General features: G+C 39.3%; 15 protein-coding genes. 3 read left to right on the top strand and 12 right to left on the bottom strand.

What is annotated here, in order from left to right:
- Positions 1 to 45: 45 nt before the first annotated feature.
- Entirely contained in the window at positions 46 to 630 is a 585-nt protein-coding gene (locus tag J1899_RS03840) for a TetR/AcrR family transcriptional regulator (protein ID WP_214477756.1), read from the bottom strand.
- Between the two features lie 325 nt (positions 631 to 955).
- Here J1899_RS03840 and J1899_RS03835 point away from each other — a divergent pair, with 325 nt between their 5' ends.
- Complete coding sequence (locus J1899_RS03835) at positions 956 to 2,635, top strand: MFS transporter (protein ID WP_214477754.1); 1,680 nt, start codon at positions 956 to 958, stop codon at positions 2,633 to 2,635.
- Between the two features lie 212 nt (positions 2,636 to 2,847).
- On the top strand, positions 2,848 to 3,729 hold the full coding sequence (htpX, locus tag J1899_RS03830) for a protease HtpX (RefSeq protein ID WP_214477750.1): 882 nt from the start codon (positions 2,848 to 2,850) through the stop codon (positions 3,727 to 3,729).
- Between the two features lie 62 nt (positions 3,730 to 3,791).
- On the opposite strand, the gene J1899_RS03825 is transcribed toward htpX, so the two are convergent.
- The 6 genes from J1899_RS03825 to J1899_RS03800 all read right to left on the bottom strand — a co-directional run bounded on the left by J1899_RS03825 (position 3,792) and on the right by J1899_RS03800 (position 9,284).
- Positions 3,792 to 4,664: a peptidylprolyl isomerase gene (locus J1899_RS03825; RefSeq protein ID WP_214477746.1), complete on the bottom strand. Its 873-nt coding sequence runs from the start codon at positions 4,662 to 4,664 to the stop codon at positions 3,792 to 3,794.
- A gap of 19 nt (positions 4,665 to 4,683) precedes the next feature.
- On the bottom strand, positions 4,684 to 6,057 hold the full coding sequence (locus J1899_RS03820; protein ID WP_066449807.1) for a S1C family serine protease: 1,374 nt from the start codon (positions 6,055 to 6,057) through the stop codon (positions 4,684 to 4,686).
- A 169-nt stretch (positions 6,058 to 6,226) separates the two neighbouring features.
- Entirely contained in the window at positions 6,227 to 6,511 is a 285-nt protein-coding gene (locus tag J1899_RS03815; protein ID WP_066449808.1) for a spore coat protein, read from the bottom strand.
- Positions 6,512 to 6,562: 51 nt separating this feature from the next.
- On the bottom strand, positions 6,563 to 6,766 hold the full coding sequence (locus tag J1899_RS03810; protein ID WP_066449810.1) for a hypothetical protein: 204 nt from the start codon (positions 6,764 to 6,766) through the stop codon (positions 6,563 to 6,565).
- Between the two features lie 414 nt (positions 6,767 to 7,180).
- Complete coding sequence (locus J1899_RS03805) at positions 7,181 to 8,620, bottom strand: HAMP domain-containing sensor histidine kinase (RefSeq protein WP_214477744.1); 1,440 nt, start codon at positions 8,618 to 8,620, stop codon at positions 7,181 to 7,183.
- Positions 8,601 to 9,284, bottom strand: coding sequence for a response regulator transcription factor (locus tag J1899_RS03800; RefSeq protein WP_214477741.1), 684 nt, complete (start codon positions 9,282 to 9,284; stop codon positions 8,601 to 8,603). Before J1899_RS03800 ends, J1899_RS03805 begins: the two co-directional genes overlap by 20 nt.
- 178 nt (positions 9,285 to 9,462) lie before the next feature.
- On the opposite strand from J1899_RS03800, the gene J1899_RS03795 reads away from it, so the two are divergent.
- Positions 9,463 to 10,395, top strand: a complete 933-nt coding sequence (locus tag J1899_RS03795) for an aldo/keto reductase (RefSeq protein WP_214477737.1) — start codon at positions 9,463 to 9,465, stop codon at positions 10,393 to 10,395.
- 487 nt (positions 10,396 to 10,882) lie between these two features.
- On the opposite strand, the gene J1899_RS03790 is transcribed toward J1899_RS03795, so the two are convergent.
- The 5 genes from J1899_RS03790 to J1899_RS03770 all read right to left on the bottom strand — a co-directional run bounded on the left by J1899_RS03790 (position 10,883) and on the right by J1899_RS03770 (position 14,974).
- The gene (locus J1899_RS03790; RefSeq protein WP_214477735.1) at positions 10,883 to 11,254 is read right to left on the bottom strand and encodes a hypothetical protein; all 372 of its coding nucleotides are present in this window, start codon (positions 11,252 to 11,254) and stop codon (positions 10,883 to 10,885) included.
- Positions 11,255 to 11,392: 138 nt separating this feature from the next.
- The gene (locus tag J1899_RS03785; protein WP_214477732.1) at positions 11,393 to 12,157 is read right to left on the bottom strand and encodes a MerR family transcriptional regulator; all 765 of its coding nucleotides are present in this window, start codon (positions 12,155 to 12,157) and stop codon (positions 11,393 to 11,395) included.
- 165 nt (positions 12,158 to 12,322) lie between these two features.
- Positions 12,323 to 12,514, bottom strand: coding sequence for a histidine kinase (locus tag J1899_RS03780; RefSeq protein WP_066449825.1), 192 nt, complete (start codon positions 12,512 to 12,514; stop codon positions 12,323 to 12,325).
- A gap of 33 nt (positions 12,515 to 12,547) precedes the next feature.
- Positions 12,548 to 13,714, bottom strand: coding sequence for a TraB/GumN family protein (locus J1899_RS03775; protein ID WP_066449829.1), 1,167 nt, complete (start codon positions 13,712 to 13,714; stop codon positions 12,548 to 12,550).
- Positions 13,715 to 13,996: 282 nt separating this feature from the next.
- On the bottom strand, positions 13,997 to 14,974 hold the full coding sequence (locus J1899_RS03770; protein ID WP_214477731.1) for a ring-cleaving dioxygenase: 978 nt from the start codon (positions 14,972 to 14,974) through the stop codon (positions 13,997 to 13,999).
- Positions 14,975 to 15,065: the final 91 nt, after the last annotated feature.

Raw genomic sequence — 15,065 nt, 5'->3', positions numbered from 1 at the left:
TCTATTTGAGTCTAATATACGTGGGCTAATTATTTTTTCAAGCATCTAACAAGATCCTTCATTCCCTAATCCTCTCAGCACAAATGTAACGTGATTTTCTGCTGCCGCTTCTGCTTCTGAATAGGATTGGGCATAGCCTAAGAAATGTGAAACAAATCCATGTAAAGAAAGAAAAGCAGACCATATTAAATAGATGGCTGGAGGGCGGTCCATTAACTTAAAAACCGCTTGTGCGAATTTTTCATAGCTTTCATTTGCAGGAGACTGCATTAACCCATCCACTCCTTCACCCTTCATCAAGAACATAAACTCATATTGATTTTGATTATTTAATCCGTATTCGATAAATCTCAGGAAGAGTGTCCGAAGTTTCTGTGCCCTATGTTCTTCACTAGCCATAACCGTATCAATGATCTGATTAAGTTGTGCGAAATCTTCTTCAATCATGCCATAAAAAAGCTGTTCTTTATTTTTAAAATGATAATATAGAGCTCCATGACTGCAGCCTAATTCAGCAGCAATACTGCGCATTGATACGGCACGATATCCTTTTTCTTCAAATAGAAAACGAGCTTTACTAATGATTTTATCCCGTGACAGCTCATCTGCATTTACTCTTCTTGCTGACATCCTAATTCCCCTTTATTAACCAGTGGTTAATTATTAATATACACATTCGATAAAATAAAGGCAATATTTTCTTTTTTATTTCATAACTCTTAGTTATTAAAAATATCTATACAGTGTACAACCCCAAGCTCAGTACTTGCTCTTGACTGTTACTGGCCCTCATTCACAAGTGAATAATAAATCTCTGAAATAACAGCTCACAGAGAAATTTTGCATTGATGATTCCCATGTTCCTTAGCAGTTCATCCTATAAGTGATGTTAAACTTTGAAACTTTTTCCCCAGCTTTACGTAATACTTATTAGTCAATTGAAAGAAGGGATCTTATGAGTCAATTTTTATTATTTTCAATCATAGCAGGCCTTGCTGCTGCTTTAATTCTTGTGCCTTTTTCTCCCAAGGCTAAATCAGACGATAAGAAGAAAACGTTTAATATCAAGCTTTTAGGTGCTGCGGTGATTTTATTTACTGCCGGGGTATTTGCAGTATATTATCTTACAAATCTAGATCGGAATTTTACTTCCCTATGGGGACTTCTGATTGTTGTTTCTGCTCTGGGTGCCCTGTTTTCCACCGGCGCAGAGCGGATGGTAAAAACAGTCCTGTTTATCGCCAGCCTCCTATTCGGAGTTTACTTGCTGAGTGCTTTTGTTTTTAATGCTGATGAAAAGTATGAAATAGCTAACATGGATGAGCAAACTGAAATTGAAGCTTTTGATGAAACAGAAACACCTGCCAGCGTTCCGCCGCAGTTTGCCCGAAATAAAATGAAAAAGGCTTTCGGCCAGGTTCCGAATACAAGCTACTATGAACTAGGCAATCTGCAAATTCAAAAGGTAAACGGTGAATATGTATATATTGCTCCAGTAGAATTCTCTGGTCTTTTTAAATGGCTAAATGGAGATACCACACCTGGTTATTTTACGGTTAGTGCCACTGATTCAACAGCAAATCCGAAGTTTATGAAGACAGAAATGGAATATACTCCATCATCCTATTTCCATAAAAATATCGAGAGACATATCCGAATGAAGCACCCTGAATACATCTTTTATGGTGATCCTCAGCTCGAAATCAATGATGATGGCAAACCTTTTTATATTCGTTCTTATGGTGAATTTGTTTCAGCGCGAAATGGTTTTGATGTGAAAGGGATTGTGATGGTTGACCCTTCAAACGGTAATACAGAAACATATAAACTTGCAGATGTGCCAGCCTTTATCGATGGTGCTGTTTCCCCTGAAGCGGTTAGCCTGACAAATAGCTATTATGGAAACTATATTCATGGCTTCTGGAACAGCAAGTTTGGCAAATCAGATGTTAAGCTTCCATCCGATGAAGGAACAGAAGCAAATGTCAGTCCAATCTTTGACGAAAACGGTGATATGTATTACTTTACTGACTTTACCAGTCCAAAAGAAGGCGTAGATTCTATGCTCGGCTACTCCTTAACAAACTCCCGTACTGGTGAGGCGGTTTACTACACCGGCAACCTGGAAGAATCATATATGGATTCACAAGGGGCTCTGCAAATTATCGAGAAGAGATTTATTGAAAAGAAATGGGAAGGCAAGATGCCGATTCTATACAACTTTTACGGAGAAGCAAGCTGGCTGACACCTGTCCTTGATGCCAATGGCTTTTTGCAGAATTACTTTATCGTATCAGCAGCAAATCCTGAGATTTCTGCATATGGCACGACACCTAATGAAGCATTACGATTATATAAAACAGCCTTGCAGCGCGGCGGCGGTTCAGTTGATGGCAGTTCAGATGCAGAAGAAAAAACAATTAGCGGTTCGGTTGTACGAGTTTACAAGGAAAAGGTAGGAGATTATACAACGATTTCCTTCCTGCTCGATAATAACAATAACTTCCTAATTTCTTCCGAAAGCAGTCCGCTTGCCATCTACTTGCAAGAAGGTGACAGTGTAGAAGTAACTTACTTGGATACAGGAGAAACCTTCCTGCCTGTAAAATCCATGACGATTGAAGGGCTGGAATAATATGAAGGGCAATTGATCTTCAACTGAAGATCAATTGCCCTTTTTTGAAAATATTTTTAAAGTAATTTGAAACCTTTTACCTTCTTGATTCGTAACATAATATGATTTCGATTGGAGATAAGTAGATTTGAAACATCAGCGAATGGACAGAATCTCCTCCTCTCGTATATTGTAAAAGTATGATCTTTTAAAAAATATAAAAGGGTGAAGACATGGGGAAACGTATTTTTTACTTTTTACTGACAAATATTTTAGTTCTTGTAACTATAAGCATTATCTTCTCGTTAATTGGCGGGGGGAATTATATTAACGGAGCAGGCAATATTGATTTTACATCGTTATTAATTTTCAGTGCTGTCATTGGTTTTTCTGGCTCCTTCATCTCATTGGCAATGTCGCGCTGGATGGCAAAACGCATGATGAATGTCAAAGTGTTAAACCCGCAGGATGCACTATCTTCTTATGAAAAAGACATTGTTGAGAAAGTACATCGCTTATCAAGAGCAGCGGGTCTGACACATATGCCTGAAGTTGGGATTTATGATTCTCCTGAAGTAAACGCATTTGCAACTGGACCGTCTAAAAAAAGGTCGTTAGTAGCGGTATCCACCGGGCTGCTGCGAGAAATGGACGAGGATGCTGTTGAAGGCGTTATTGCTCACGAAGTTGCACATATTGCAAACGGTGATATGGTTACAATGACGTTACTGCAAGGTGTGGTCAATACATTCGTTGTCTTTCTTTCACGTATTGCGGCGTGGATTGTATCGCGTTTTGTTAAAGAAGAGCTAGCGCCAATTGTCCATTTTATTGCTGTTCTCGTTTTCCAGATCGCCTTTTCGATTTTAGGAAGCATAGTGGTCTACGCATATTCAAGACATCGTGAATATCATGCTGACCGAGGCGGAGCTGACTTAGCGGGCAGAGATAAAATGACACACGCACTGCAAATGTTAAAAGCCTATTCAAACCGTATGAAGGGTGAAGAACAAACAGCCATTTCCACTTTAAAAATAAACAACAAAGGCAAATCCATGCTGTTTTCAACACACCCTGACATAGATGAACGAATTAAACGCTTGAACAGCAGATAATAAAAAAAAGCAAAGCCAATAGCTTTGCTTTTTTTTATTATCGTTTCTGGTGACATTCTCAATTAATCCTGCAAATAATTAGTAATCTCGTATTCTTCATATTTCTTATCAAGCCAAGCTGGATATTCTGTCTGCATCTTAGTATCAAGCAATGCCGTCTTAATTTCATCCTTCACGTCTTCAAATACTGCTTCCTTCGCTTCTTTTTTTCCTGTTGTTTTAATAATGTGATAGCCAAATTCAGTCTTTACAGGTTCACTAATAGTCTCTGCTTCTTGGGAAAAGGCTACATCCTCAAAAGCCTCTGCCATTTCCCCTCTCCCGAAGTATCCTAATTCTCCGCCTGACTCTGCTGTCGCTTCATCTGTTGAATATTCGCTCGCCAGTTCAGCAAAATCACCGCCATCAGTTAATTTTTGCACCACTTCATTTGCCGTTTCTTCATCTTCAACTAAAATGTGACTTGCTTCCACTTGCTCTTCTTGACCATAGCTATCCTTATTTTCATCAAAGTATTCTTTCATTTCTTCATCTGTAATCTCGATAGCAGGTTCAATCAATTTTTTGGTAGCCAGATACATTTCAATATCCTTCTCAATGGCTGATTGTTCAATGCCATTCGTCGCTAGGATTTCATTAAAAGCATCTTCTCCGCCATATGAATCCATATAAACAGTCATCTCTTCATCTATTTCCTCTTGGGTGATCTTTATATTTTCTTTTTTCATTTCCTGCTCAATGATGTTATTTGTAATCAGCGCATCCAAAGCAGTTGTTCCGTATTGAGAGACAAGCTGCTCTTGCAGCTCATTCATGCTAATCTCTTCTCCATCTACCTTGGCAGCCAAATTCTTGGGAGTAAAGAATATAGCGGCCCCAATCCCGATTACTAACACTGCACCAATAACAACGTATATCCACTTTTTATTCTTCATAAAATCTCCTTTATATTCCTTATTCTGTTTCAAGCTGTTTGCTGGCAAGCGTTACTTTCACTTCTTTTAGTTCACCTTGTCTGTAATACTCAACTGTTACGTTATCGCCAATTTTAAAATCGGTATATAGTGCTTTCCGTAAATCATCTGGACCCGTAACCTTTGTTCCGCCAATGGACACAATAATATCCTCTGCCTGAAGTCCTGCTTTCGCTGCAGCAGATGATTCATCAACATTGGTAATAATAGCACCTGCTGTTACATTCTCTGGTACATCTCTTAAGTAGAATTGCGGAATCTCCTCTAATGCTGCAAGCCCAACACCTAAGTAAGGACGTTCGACCTGTCCGTCTTCAATCAATTGATTGATTAATGCCTCTACATCATTACTTGGAATTGCAAATCCAAGCCCTTCCACACCGCTTTCAGAAATCTTTAAGCTGTTAATGCCAACCAGTTCACCGGCAGAATTTATAAGGGCACCGCCGCTATTTCCCGGATTGATGGCTGCATCTGTTTGAATAACATCCAAGTCCCATTCTCCAGCTGATGTAGATACAGCAATAGAACGATCTACCGCACTAACAATCCCTTGTGTAACCGTTCTTGATAAATCAAGTCCAAGCGGATTTCCGATTGCTAACACTTGATCCCCAGCTCGAAGCTTTGATGAATCGCCAAATGGCAGAACTTCTGCTGAAATATCTCCTTTTATTTTAATAACAGCTATATCTGTTAATGGATCTGTGCCTACTAATTCTGCAGATAGCTTTTCTCCATCATGAAGGGTGACCTCCACTTTGCTGGCATTTTCAATGACATGATTATTCGTAACAATATATGCTTCATCATCTGTCATTTTAAAAATTACTCCAGAACCGGAACCGCTCTCTGCTTCTTCACCAGATACCGCTCTTCCAAAAGGATCAACCTGCTGCTGATCCTGATAGTTTACGATTCCCACTATAGCCTTGGATGCTTGTTCGATGGTGTCTGCTAAATTCCCAGTCGCAGCCGAATTTACTTTTTGAACATTAACATCCGATACTGCAGTTTCAGTTTGACTAACTGCTGCAGGTGTATCATCCTGCGCTGATTCTACAAAAGGCAGGGCAGTTAAAGTTAGTGCTGAGCCAACAACTCCGGCAGCAATGGTTTTCATAAATCCTCCCCACTTGCCGGATTTTTTTGTTTCTTTTACAGTAGCGCGGCTTCCCTCACTGCTTGCTGCTTGAAAAGGCTTTTCATGTACAGTCTCACTTTGAGCATTTTCCTCTCTGTCATTTTCCTGTTGAACGTTAAATGATGTGTCATATTTATTTTCGTTTTGACTCTCAGTTGTATTGTTTTGATCTGAAAATGGATTGTTTTTATTTTCGTTTTGGTGTTCCATAATCTATTCATCCTTCCATATCTAAATGGTTTTTGTTATATAAGCTGTTCCTTACATTTCATACTTTACACACGTTATGTGTCAGGAATATGTCAGGGGAAAATAAATCTGTGAAAATGAAAAAACCTTTCATCTATTATGCTGATGAAAGGTTTACCGATAGATATTATCAATTTGGGTGCAGGTTGTTTTGCATAAGTTCTTGTACTTTTACAACTTGTTCCTGTGCAGCAAGTTCTGTTTCATACCAGCCTTTTTGCTCTAAGTAACTGAAGATTTTATATTGATTTGTACTGGCATGTTCAAAGCATTGGTTATAAATATCACGAAGTTCATCATGAGCTGATTCTAATAAACTGCGTCCGCTTCCAGTGCATCTCGCTTTTTCAAGCTCCAGACAAAGCTGAAGAATCTCTCGCTCTGTCAAACTTCTCTCATCCATATTGTTAGGCATTTGGGATTTGCAGCTCCTATCTTTTAATGACTTTTAGATAATCAATTTCAATTACTGCATCATTTTTGTTCTGTTAAAATATTGAGAAAGATTTGCGACATTAAGCTGATGACTTTCTGCGATCGTCTCCAGCATTTGCTGCACTTGCGGATCTTCACACTGGGTGGCACACCAGTTAAGTGTTTTTGCTGTTATCGCTTCTGCTCTGATTTCATCTTCTATTAAAGCAAGCTCCTTCATCGTTAGCTGATGCATGGCTTTCACCTCATATGTATTTAATATCCTTATTAGTATGGATGAGGGAATTTACTTTATACCAACATCTGCTTTCATTTTCCTTCTAAAAGATAAGGCTGGGACAAAAAAACAAATACATATTTTTAAAATACGAATATTCATTATCTTGGTTTTGGTTTTTAAACAAGTCCGTTCCACCTGCGCTGCGGACCCTCGCTTTCCGAGGGGAGGAAGCTGAGCCTCCTCGGCAAGCCTGCGGGGTCTCACCTTTTCCTCTATTTCCCTCCGGAGTCGAGGATCCTCCGCTCCATTTCACTCATATTTAGAAAGATAAATTCTAAAATAAATAAAAATCCGGATGATTAGAAATAGTCACTTCCTAATCACCCGGTTCTATGATCATGGTAAATTTATATGTCCCAGCCACCACTATTATTGACCTTCATTTAAATCAGTAAATTTGGGCAAACTAACTGTAAAGGTTGTACCGGCAGCTGAGCTTTCTGTTAACTCCAAGTCTCCTCCAAGTGCATTGGCAATCATTTTGCTGAAGGGTAGGCCAAGTCCCAACCCCCGCACTTTGTATTTCTTTCCTTCGCCTCTGTAAAATCGTTCAAAAATCAGTTTCTGTTCTTCTGGGGGTATTCCAGAACCTGTATCTTGTATATTAATATGCACATTGTTTTGTTCTTCTTTAATAGAAACACGAATTAGGCCGTGATCCTCAATGGCCTGACGCGCATTATTGAGCAAATTTGTTAATACTTGCTGCAATCGGATTTTATCAACACTCACCACTGCATCCTCTGATAGATACTCCCTTGTTAAGGTCACTCTCTGATCTTCTTGAACAATTTCCCAGTCATGCGTAAATTCCCGGATTAATTCATTTATATGGTATTCTTCTTTGGCTACAGGAATCGAATTTGCCGCAAAGGTATTAAATGCAAGCAAATCCTCCACCATCTTTTTCATTTTAGCTGTTTCTTTTAATGATAATGTTAAAAATTCCTTTGCATCTTCACCGGTAACGACATCATCCTTCATTGCCTGAAGGAGGCCGCTTATAGATGTAACAGGTGTTTTAAGTTCATGTGTCACTCCAGCAAGCAGTTCTGTTCTGAGAGATTCGAGCTTTTGCAGCCTTGCGGACATTTCCTGGAAAGAATGCACAAGCTCATAAACTTCCTGCTCATTGATATTGCTTGGGAGATGAATATTGTAATCACCCTCTTTTACCTGCTTTGCGGCAAAAGCAACATCCTTGATCGGATTAGAAAGCCGCCGCGATAAAAAGTAGATAGCCGCCCAGCCAAGGAGCGCTAAACTGATAATCATCACCCCAAGCAGTGTATATTCCTGATCTACCTCGGTCAGATTCTCTTCCAGCTCAATAAACACAACCCATCCGTAAGAAATCGCTTCTGACTGAATCGGCGTTTTGACAATGTAAAAATCTTCACCGCTGTCAGTTAACTGCAGTTTCTGCACCTGTTCTTCATTCGTTAAAATGGCACCCGGAAACCTTGCAAATATACGGTCATTAGAGCGATTGCTCGTTAGTATCCTTCCATTGACATCCACAATGTACATATATGGGTCTTTTTCGAGATCCATGTATCTTCCTCGTTCAGACAGCAGGCCAGGAACATCTCCATTTTGCATTGGCCGACCTTCACTAATATCTATAAATCGGTCCGCTACTTCTTCAGACATAAGTGTCATAATTTTTAAGCGGTTTTCCAATGTGGTATGCCGAATCCAAACGGCTGAGATGATCGCTATCACAATAAGACCGATGCATAAAGTAATTAAATATCTTGTAGTCCAGTACCGGAGCAGCGAAACCCTTTTATGATTTTTTGTAAACACTGAGCTGATACCCCAATCCGCGTAATGTTTTAATCTCCCCTTCATCCTCTGGCCAGAATTGCAGCCCCTTGCGGAGACGTTTAATTGCCAAATCTACTGCACGATCGCTCCCATCATATTCCCATCCCCAGACATGCTCAATCAGCTGATCTCTTGTGAACGTTTGGTTAGGATGTTCTGCAAGAAAAAGCAGCAAAGACAAATCTCGGGGAGTCAGTTCCACGATTTGATCCTTCACCTTTACTTGATGAGCTTTCATATCGATCTGCAGACAGCCGAATTGCTTAATGTCCGTATCGTCTGTCTGCGCTCGTCTTAATACAGCATTGATCCTGGCAATTACTTCATCTGCTATAAATGGCTTTGCAATATAGTCATCAGCACCGCCATTCAGTCCATCCAATTTATAATTCACATCTCCAAGTGCTGTCAGCATAATGACAGGACAGCTGCTGATTTTGCGGATTTCTTTTAAAATGGTCCAGCCATCTTTTCCAGGAAGCATTACATCTAAAAGGACTAATGAAGGGTTATGTTCTTCAAATTTCCTAATGGCTTCATTGCCTTCAAAAGCTTGTACAGCTGTATAGCCTGCTTTCTGTACATATACTTTCAGTACTTGGCTTATCGCTAATTCATCTTCTACAATTAGTATCGTTTTCACTGCTCATCCCCCGCAAAACATTGTACTAGTTTGTGTATATGATACCCCTTCTTTTTTACCTTCGTCTACCTGAGTTTACCCTTTGATCATGTCAGCAGGATGTCAGGCATGATAGTTTCATTTCTTTCCATCTTTTGATAGCATAAAATTATCCAGAAAATGAAGGAGAGTGGAAGGTTTGACGAATAAAGTTCAGATTGGCAAAACTGGTTTATATGTAAATCCAATTGGCCTTGGTACAAATGCTGTTGGCGGCCATAATCTGTATCCAAATTTAAATGAAGATACTGGGAAAGAATTAGTCCGTACTGCTTTGAAAAATGAAATTAATTTCTTGGATACTGCTTATATCTATGGACCAGAGCGTTCTGAAGAATTGATTGGGGAAGTTTTAAAAGAAACTGGACTTCGTTCCGAAACCATTATTGCTACAAAAGGCGCACATAAATTTGTAGGAGAAAACACGGTTTTTGATAACTCTCCAGCTTTTTTAAAGCAGTCTGTAGAAGATAGTTTGAAACGCCTGCAAACAGATTATATTGACCTCTACTATATTCATTTTCCTGATGAAAGCACGCCAAAGGATGAAGCTGTCGGCATGCTGAAGGACTTGAAAGATCAAGGCAAGATTAAAGCCATTGGGGTTTCTAACTTTTCTATGGAGCAATTAAAGGAAGCAAATAAAGACGGTTATGTTGATGTGTATCAAGGTGAGTATAGCTTATTGGCTCGAGATGCAGAGAAAGAGCTGCTTCCATATGCATTAGAGCATAATATTTCATTTGTTCCTTACTTCCCGCTAGCTTCAGGCTTGCTCGCAGGTAAATATACAAAGGATACAGCCTTTAACGACTTGCGTGCAAACTCTCCACATTTCCAGCCAGGAGTTTTTGAGCGTAATTTAGATAAAGTTGAAGAATTAAAGAAAATCGCAGCCGGGAAAGATGTGGAAGTGGCACATCTTGTTCTGGCATGGTATCTCGCACAGCCGGCAATTGATGTTCTTATTCCTGGAGCTAAGAGAGCTGAACAGGCAATAGACAATTTAAAAACATTAGAAGTCTCTTTAACAGCAGAAGAAATCAAGAACATCAGCAGCATTTTTAACTAAATAAAAATCTCCATGAAAAATGCCTGAAACCCTCTAAGTATGGGTTTTAGGCATTTTTTGAGTGATTCCCTCGACTTAGTCTCCAAGCGGATTTCGGGACGTACTTTCCCTTTGTAATTCCTGAAACTTTGTCTCCTAGCGGATTTCGGGACGTACTTTCCCTTTGTAATTCCCGAAACTTTGTCTCCTAGCGGATTTCGGGAATCACTTTCCCTTTGTAATTCCCGAAACTTTGTCTCCTAGCGGATTTCGGGAATCACTTTCCCTTTGTAATTCCTGAAACTTTGTCTCCTAGCGGATTTCGGGAATCACTTTCCCTTTGTAATTCCCGAAACTTTGTCTCCTAGCGGATTTCGAGAATCACTTTCCCTTTGCATTTCCCGAAACTTTGTCTCCTAGCGGATTTCGGGAATCACTTTCCCTTTGCATTTCCCGAAACTACTTCGGCATCCCGATTTCAGACATCAGTTTCCTTCTTTCTTACACATTATATAGATTGCTTCACATAAATAGCTTGTGTCTTTTTAACAGTTTTACAGTCTTGCAAATCTTCGTTTGTTAAAAGTCCCAGCTCAATCGCTGATTTTATTTTAGCTTCGTCCGGGCTTTTTACAATGAGATTATTCAAATTAAGTCCTTCTAACTTTTCTACGGTCGATTCCTGCTCATATTTTTCAGCCGTTCTTATTTGCCGCTGCAGTTTGAAATCATGTACAACAAGCTCACCCTTTTGTCCTTCCCCGACTGTATGATCAAAATAACTGTTAAAGGAAGTCTTCAAATCAGCCAGCTCTTCATCCAGCTCTTTTTTCCTCTTGATGAGTTCTGTATAACGGACTAGCATTTCTCTCGTGATCATTGTTCTCCTCCATTTCAAAAAAGAATACTACATTGTATTTTTGAAATGGAGACTATATTCATCATGTTATGAACATAGCAAAAGTATAAATTTCTACAATAAAAAACGACCGGGATTTCACCGGTCGCTAACTCATCTCTACTGCTGTTTTGCTGTATAAGTCAATATTGCATCACGCAGGAAAACCGCGGTTCCCTTCTTCTGTTTATCATAATAGGCTGTAAACCTTTCATCATCCACATACATTTGCGCAAGATTAGCATGGGCATCTTTATTGTATTCCTTCCAATGAAAGCATAGCCACTTCTTATGAAGGTCTGCTGCCTGCTGAGCTATTTCTGAAGAAGGATCTCCTGTTTCAATTGCCTCAGCCAGCAGTGTAAACATTTTTTGTTCCAGCGCCTGTAATTGTTCATAATCCTTTTCAGACATGTTCATTAACTTGCGATTGGACTCATCAATCGCAGCATCTCCATATTTCTCACGAATTTCCGCACCATATTTTTTCTCATTATCATCGACTAGTTTCTTCTTAAACCCTTCAAATTTCTCTTGATCAGACATGGTCATTCTCCCTTCTGCAGACAGAATTGTCGCATTCACATTTTTTATTAATTGATCAAGCTGTCTTTGTTTTTCCAGGAGCTTTTCACGGTGTTCCTTTAGTGCAGCAACTGAATCAAAGTCTGGACTAGATACAATCTCTTTGATTTCCTCAAGACTGACATCAAGCTCACGATAAAAAAGAATCTGCTGAAGTGCATCTACCTCTTTTTCACCATAAATCCGGTATCCAGATGAATTGATTCTAGCCGGCTTTAGAAGTCCAATTTCATCGTAATACCTTAAGGTTCTTGTACTTACTCCAGCTAATGCTCCCAGTTTTTGCACTGTATATTCCATGTAATCACTCCTATACAAAGTTCAGCTTAGAAGGCGCCTCTGAAACCCTGCCTTCTATCAAAAATGTTACACGTTTCCGCTGCGTAAAGGTCAACCGTATTTTTCACATTTTTATATTCTATTATAAAAAACTCCCTAAACCAAAGCGGTCTAAGGAGGAATTTCTTATTTTCTTTGATCCCGATGATCAAGGAAAAACAGTGTATAGGATATAAGCCCAGACAACAATGAAGCACCAATGGCGATCAAAAATCGAATGCCAAGTTCAATATCCGAAAAATCCTTATCGAGCATCCACAAGGCGGCAATTGCTACAAGGATCATGATGGCAATCACAGCCGGCAGCTTTTTTTTCAAGATAAATAACTTCCTTTCAAGGCAATGGTGAGATTAAAAGTTTTGAAAGAATAAACGTATAACATCAGCTCCGCCAATGAATGTGCCTAATGAACTTCCCAGATTCGCCAGCACGACAATAAGCAAAATGCGTGTCACTTTATTTCTCCAAAAGCCTTTAAACGTAAATACATCTTCTGTCAATTTCTCAAAATCACTTACATTTGGTTTAACTAAAAATGCTTGTGCTATACCTGCAAACCAGCCTGCTGCAAGCAGCGGATTTAACGAAGTAATAGGTGCTGCAATGAATGCCGTTAATATAGTTAGCGGATGGCCCAGAGCTAAAGCAGCTCCCAGTGCAGATAAACCGCCATTCCATAATACCCAGCTAAGTGTTTGCTGAAGTCCTGCATCTGGATTAGCAATAAACGTATAAGCTATAATCGCCAGGATAAGGATTGGAATACTCCAGCCAATTATTTTTGGTGCCTTTGATTTTGGCGGCAGTGCCGTCAATTTTTTCAAATCATGTTTTTTATGTATTTCTTTTGTTATTCCTGGTACATGGGCAGCCCCAAGTACAGCTACAATTTTTTCACCTGGTGCATTTCTGATTTTTTCAGCGAGATACTGATCACGTTCATCAATAAGCGGCACCTTTAATTGCGGGAAGGAGTCTGTAAATTCATCTAAAATCGCATTAATGGTATCCTGCTTTTTCATTTTTTCAAGCTCTTCTTCTGTAATACTTTCATCACTGAAAATACTGGCGATCACTTGAGATAAGAGGAGCGACTTTCCTTTTAACCCTAATCCTCCCCAGATACGCGAGAAAGTAATCTGGATATTCCGGTCCGCCAATACTAGCTTTGCGTCTACATCCTTCGCTGATTCAATTCCTTGAATCATTTCTTGACCAGGTTTTATATCAAACTGCTTGGCCATACGGTTTTGGAAAGAGGAAATAGCTAAATTCATCAGCAGCAAGGTTGCTTTTTTTTCTTTAATGACCTTGAAAATATCCATCTCTTTCCACTTATTACCTTCCATAACAGACTGATAACGGCCCGCATCCAGTTCAACACAGACTGAGTCTGGTCTTTCTTGTTCAATGACCTCTTTTACCTGTTCAGCACTATTTTTTGAAATATGAGCGGTGCCAATTAGTATGTATTCTTTTCCATCTAGATGCAGCCTCGTAATATTCTCCTCAGACATAAATACCTTCCTTTTTAACCTATCACAGTTACTTATAGGTTTATTCACAAGACGTTTATAGTTTTTCTTAACTTTTCTTTTAAACTGTTAAAAAATCCATACTATAAGAGTACAAAATGTGCGTGATATAAACAACTACTTTATTTCCACGTAAAGTCATTTTACTTCATTTTAAAGAGAAGCACTTGAAATCGGTATATTTCCGAAAAGAATGACTGGCTAACAGTGGTATTAAAAAGAACCGGCAGCATATTGCTAAACCGGTTCTCAGCAGAGAAATATTTATTCCTTTGTAAATGTCTGTGTGCTTCTGACTGTATCAATTGGACGTACCAGCTTTTCAATTTCTTCCCGCTTATGCTCTAAAAATGGCGGTAATGATAATTTCTCACCAAGTGTTTCATAAGGTTCATCTCCCATGAAACCAGGTCCATCTGTAGCAAATTCAAAAAGAATCTGAGGTGCCAGCCTTGAATATAGTGATTCAAAGAAAAAGCGATCAACGTGGCCTGAAGTACCAAAACCAAATTGTCGAAGTCTTTCATCCCAATAGTCGATAGCACTGCGATCCTCAACACGGAAAGCGGCATGGTGTACCGTGCCATACCCTTGGCGTCCCTGCGGCAATACTGAGTTATGTTCAGCAATGACTCTAGCACCATTTCCGCCTTCTCCAGCTTCAAACAAGTACAGATCTCCTTCGCGGGCAACCTCTTTGAACTGAAGGACTTTGTTCATCATCTCTTTAAAATAGTCAATATTGGCAATGCGAACAGTAATGGGGCCTAAGCCTGTGATCGCAAACTGTGTTGGAATTGGTCCGCTTTCCCAAGGTGATCCCGGGGCAACCCCAGTAAGATTTTCATCTGAAACAAGTGCGTATTGCTGATCATCAAAGTCTGCAAAAGAGAGTGTTTTAACGCCAAATTCTTCTGTTATTCCACTATGTGCCACATTCAAACGATCAAAACGTTTTACCCAATAGTCAAGAGCAGCATCGCTCGGAACACGGAAGGCTGTTTTATAAATTTCATTTGTTCCATGAGTACCCTTCGGAATACCCTGAAAATCAAAAAATGTCATATCTGTGCCTGGACTGCCCAGATCGTCTGCAAAAAAGAGATGATATGTTTGGATATCATCCTGGTTCACCGTTTTCTTAACAAGACGCATTCCTAATGTATAAGTGAAAAATTGATAATTTTTTTCAGCGCTGCTGGTAATAGCTGTTACGTGATGGATGCCTTTTAAAGGATGCATGTTTATATACCTCCATTTTAAATATCTTTAATTAATTTATTTTTAATTCGAGATAAATATAACATTTCCTACTTTTACTGTCAAATTAGTA

This window comes from Cytobacillus gottheilii, from assembly GCF_018582665.1.
GTDB classification, from domain to species: Bacteria; Bacillota; Bacilli; order Bacillales; family Cytobacillaceae; genus Cytobacillus; species Cytobacillus gottheilii.
Note: the sequence above shows the minus strand (reverse complement) of the source record. Positions and strands in the feature narration are given on the sequence as shown.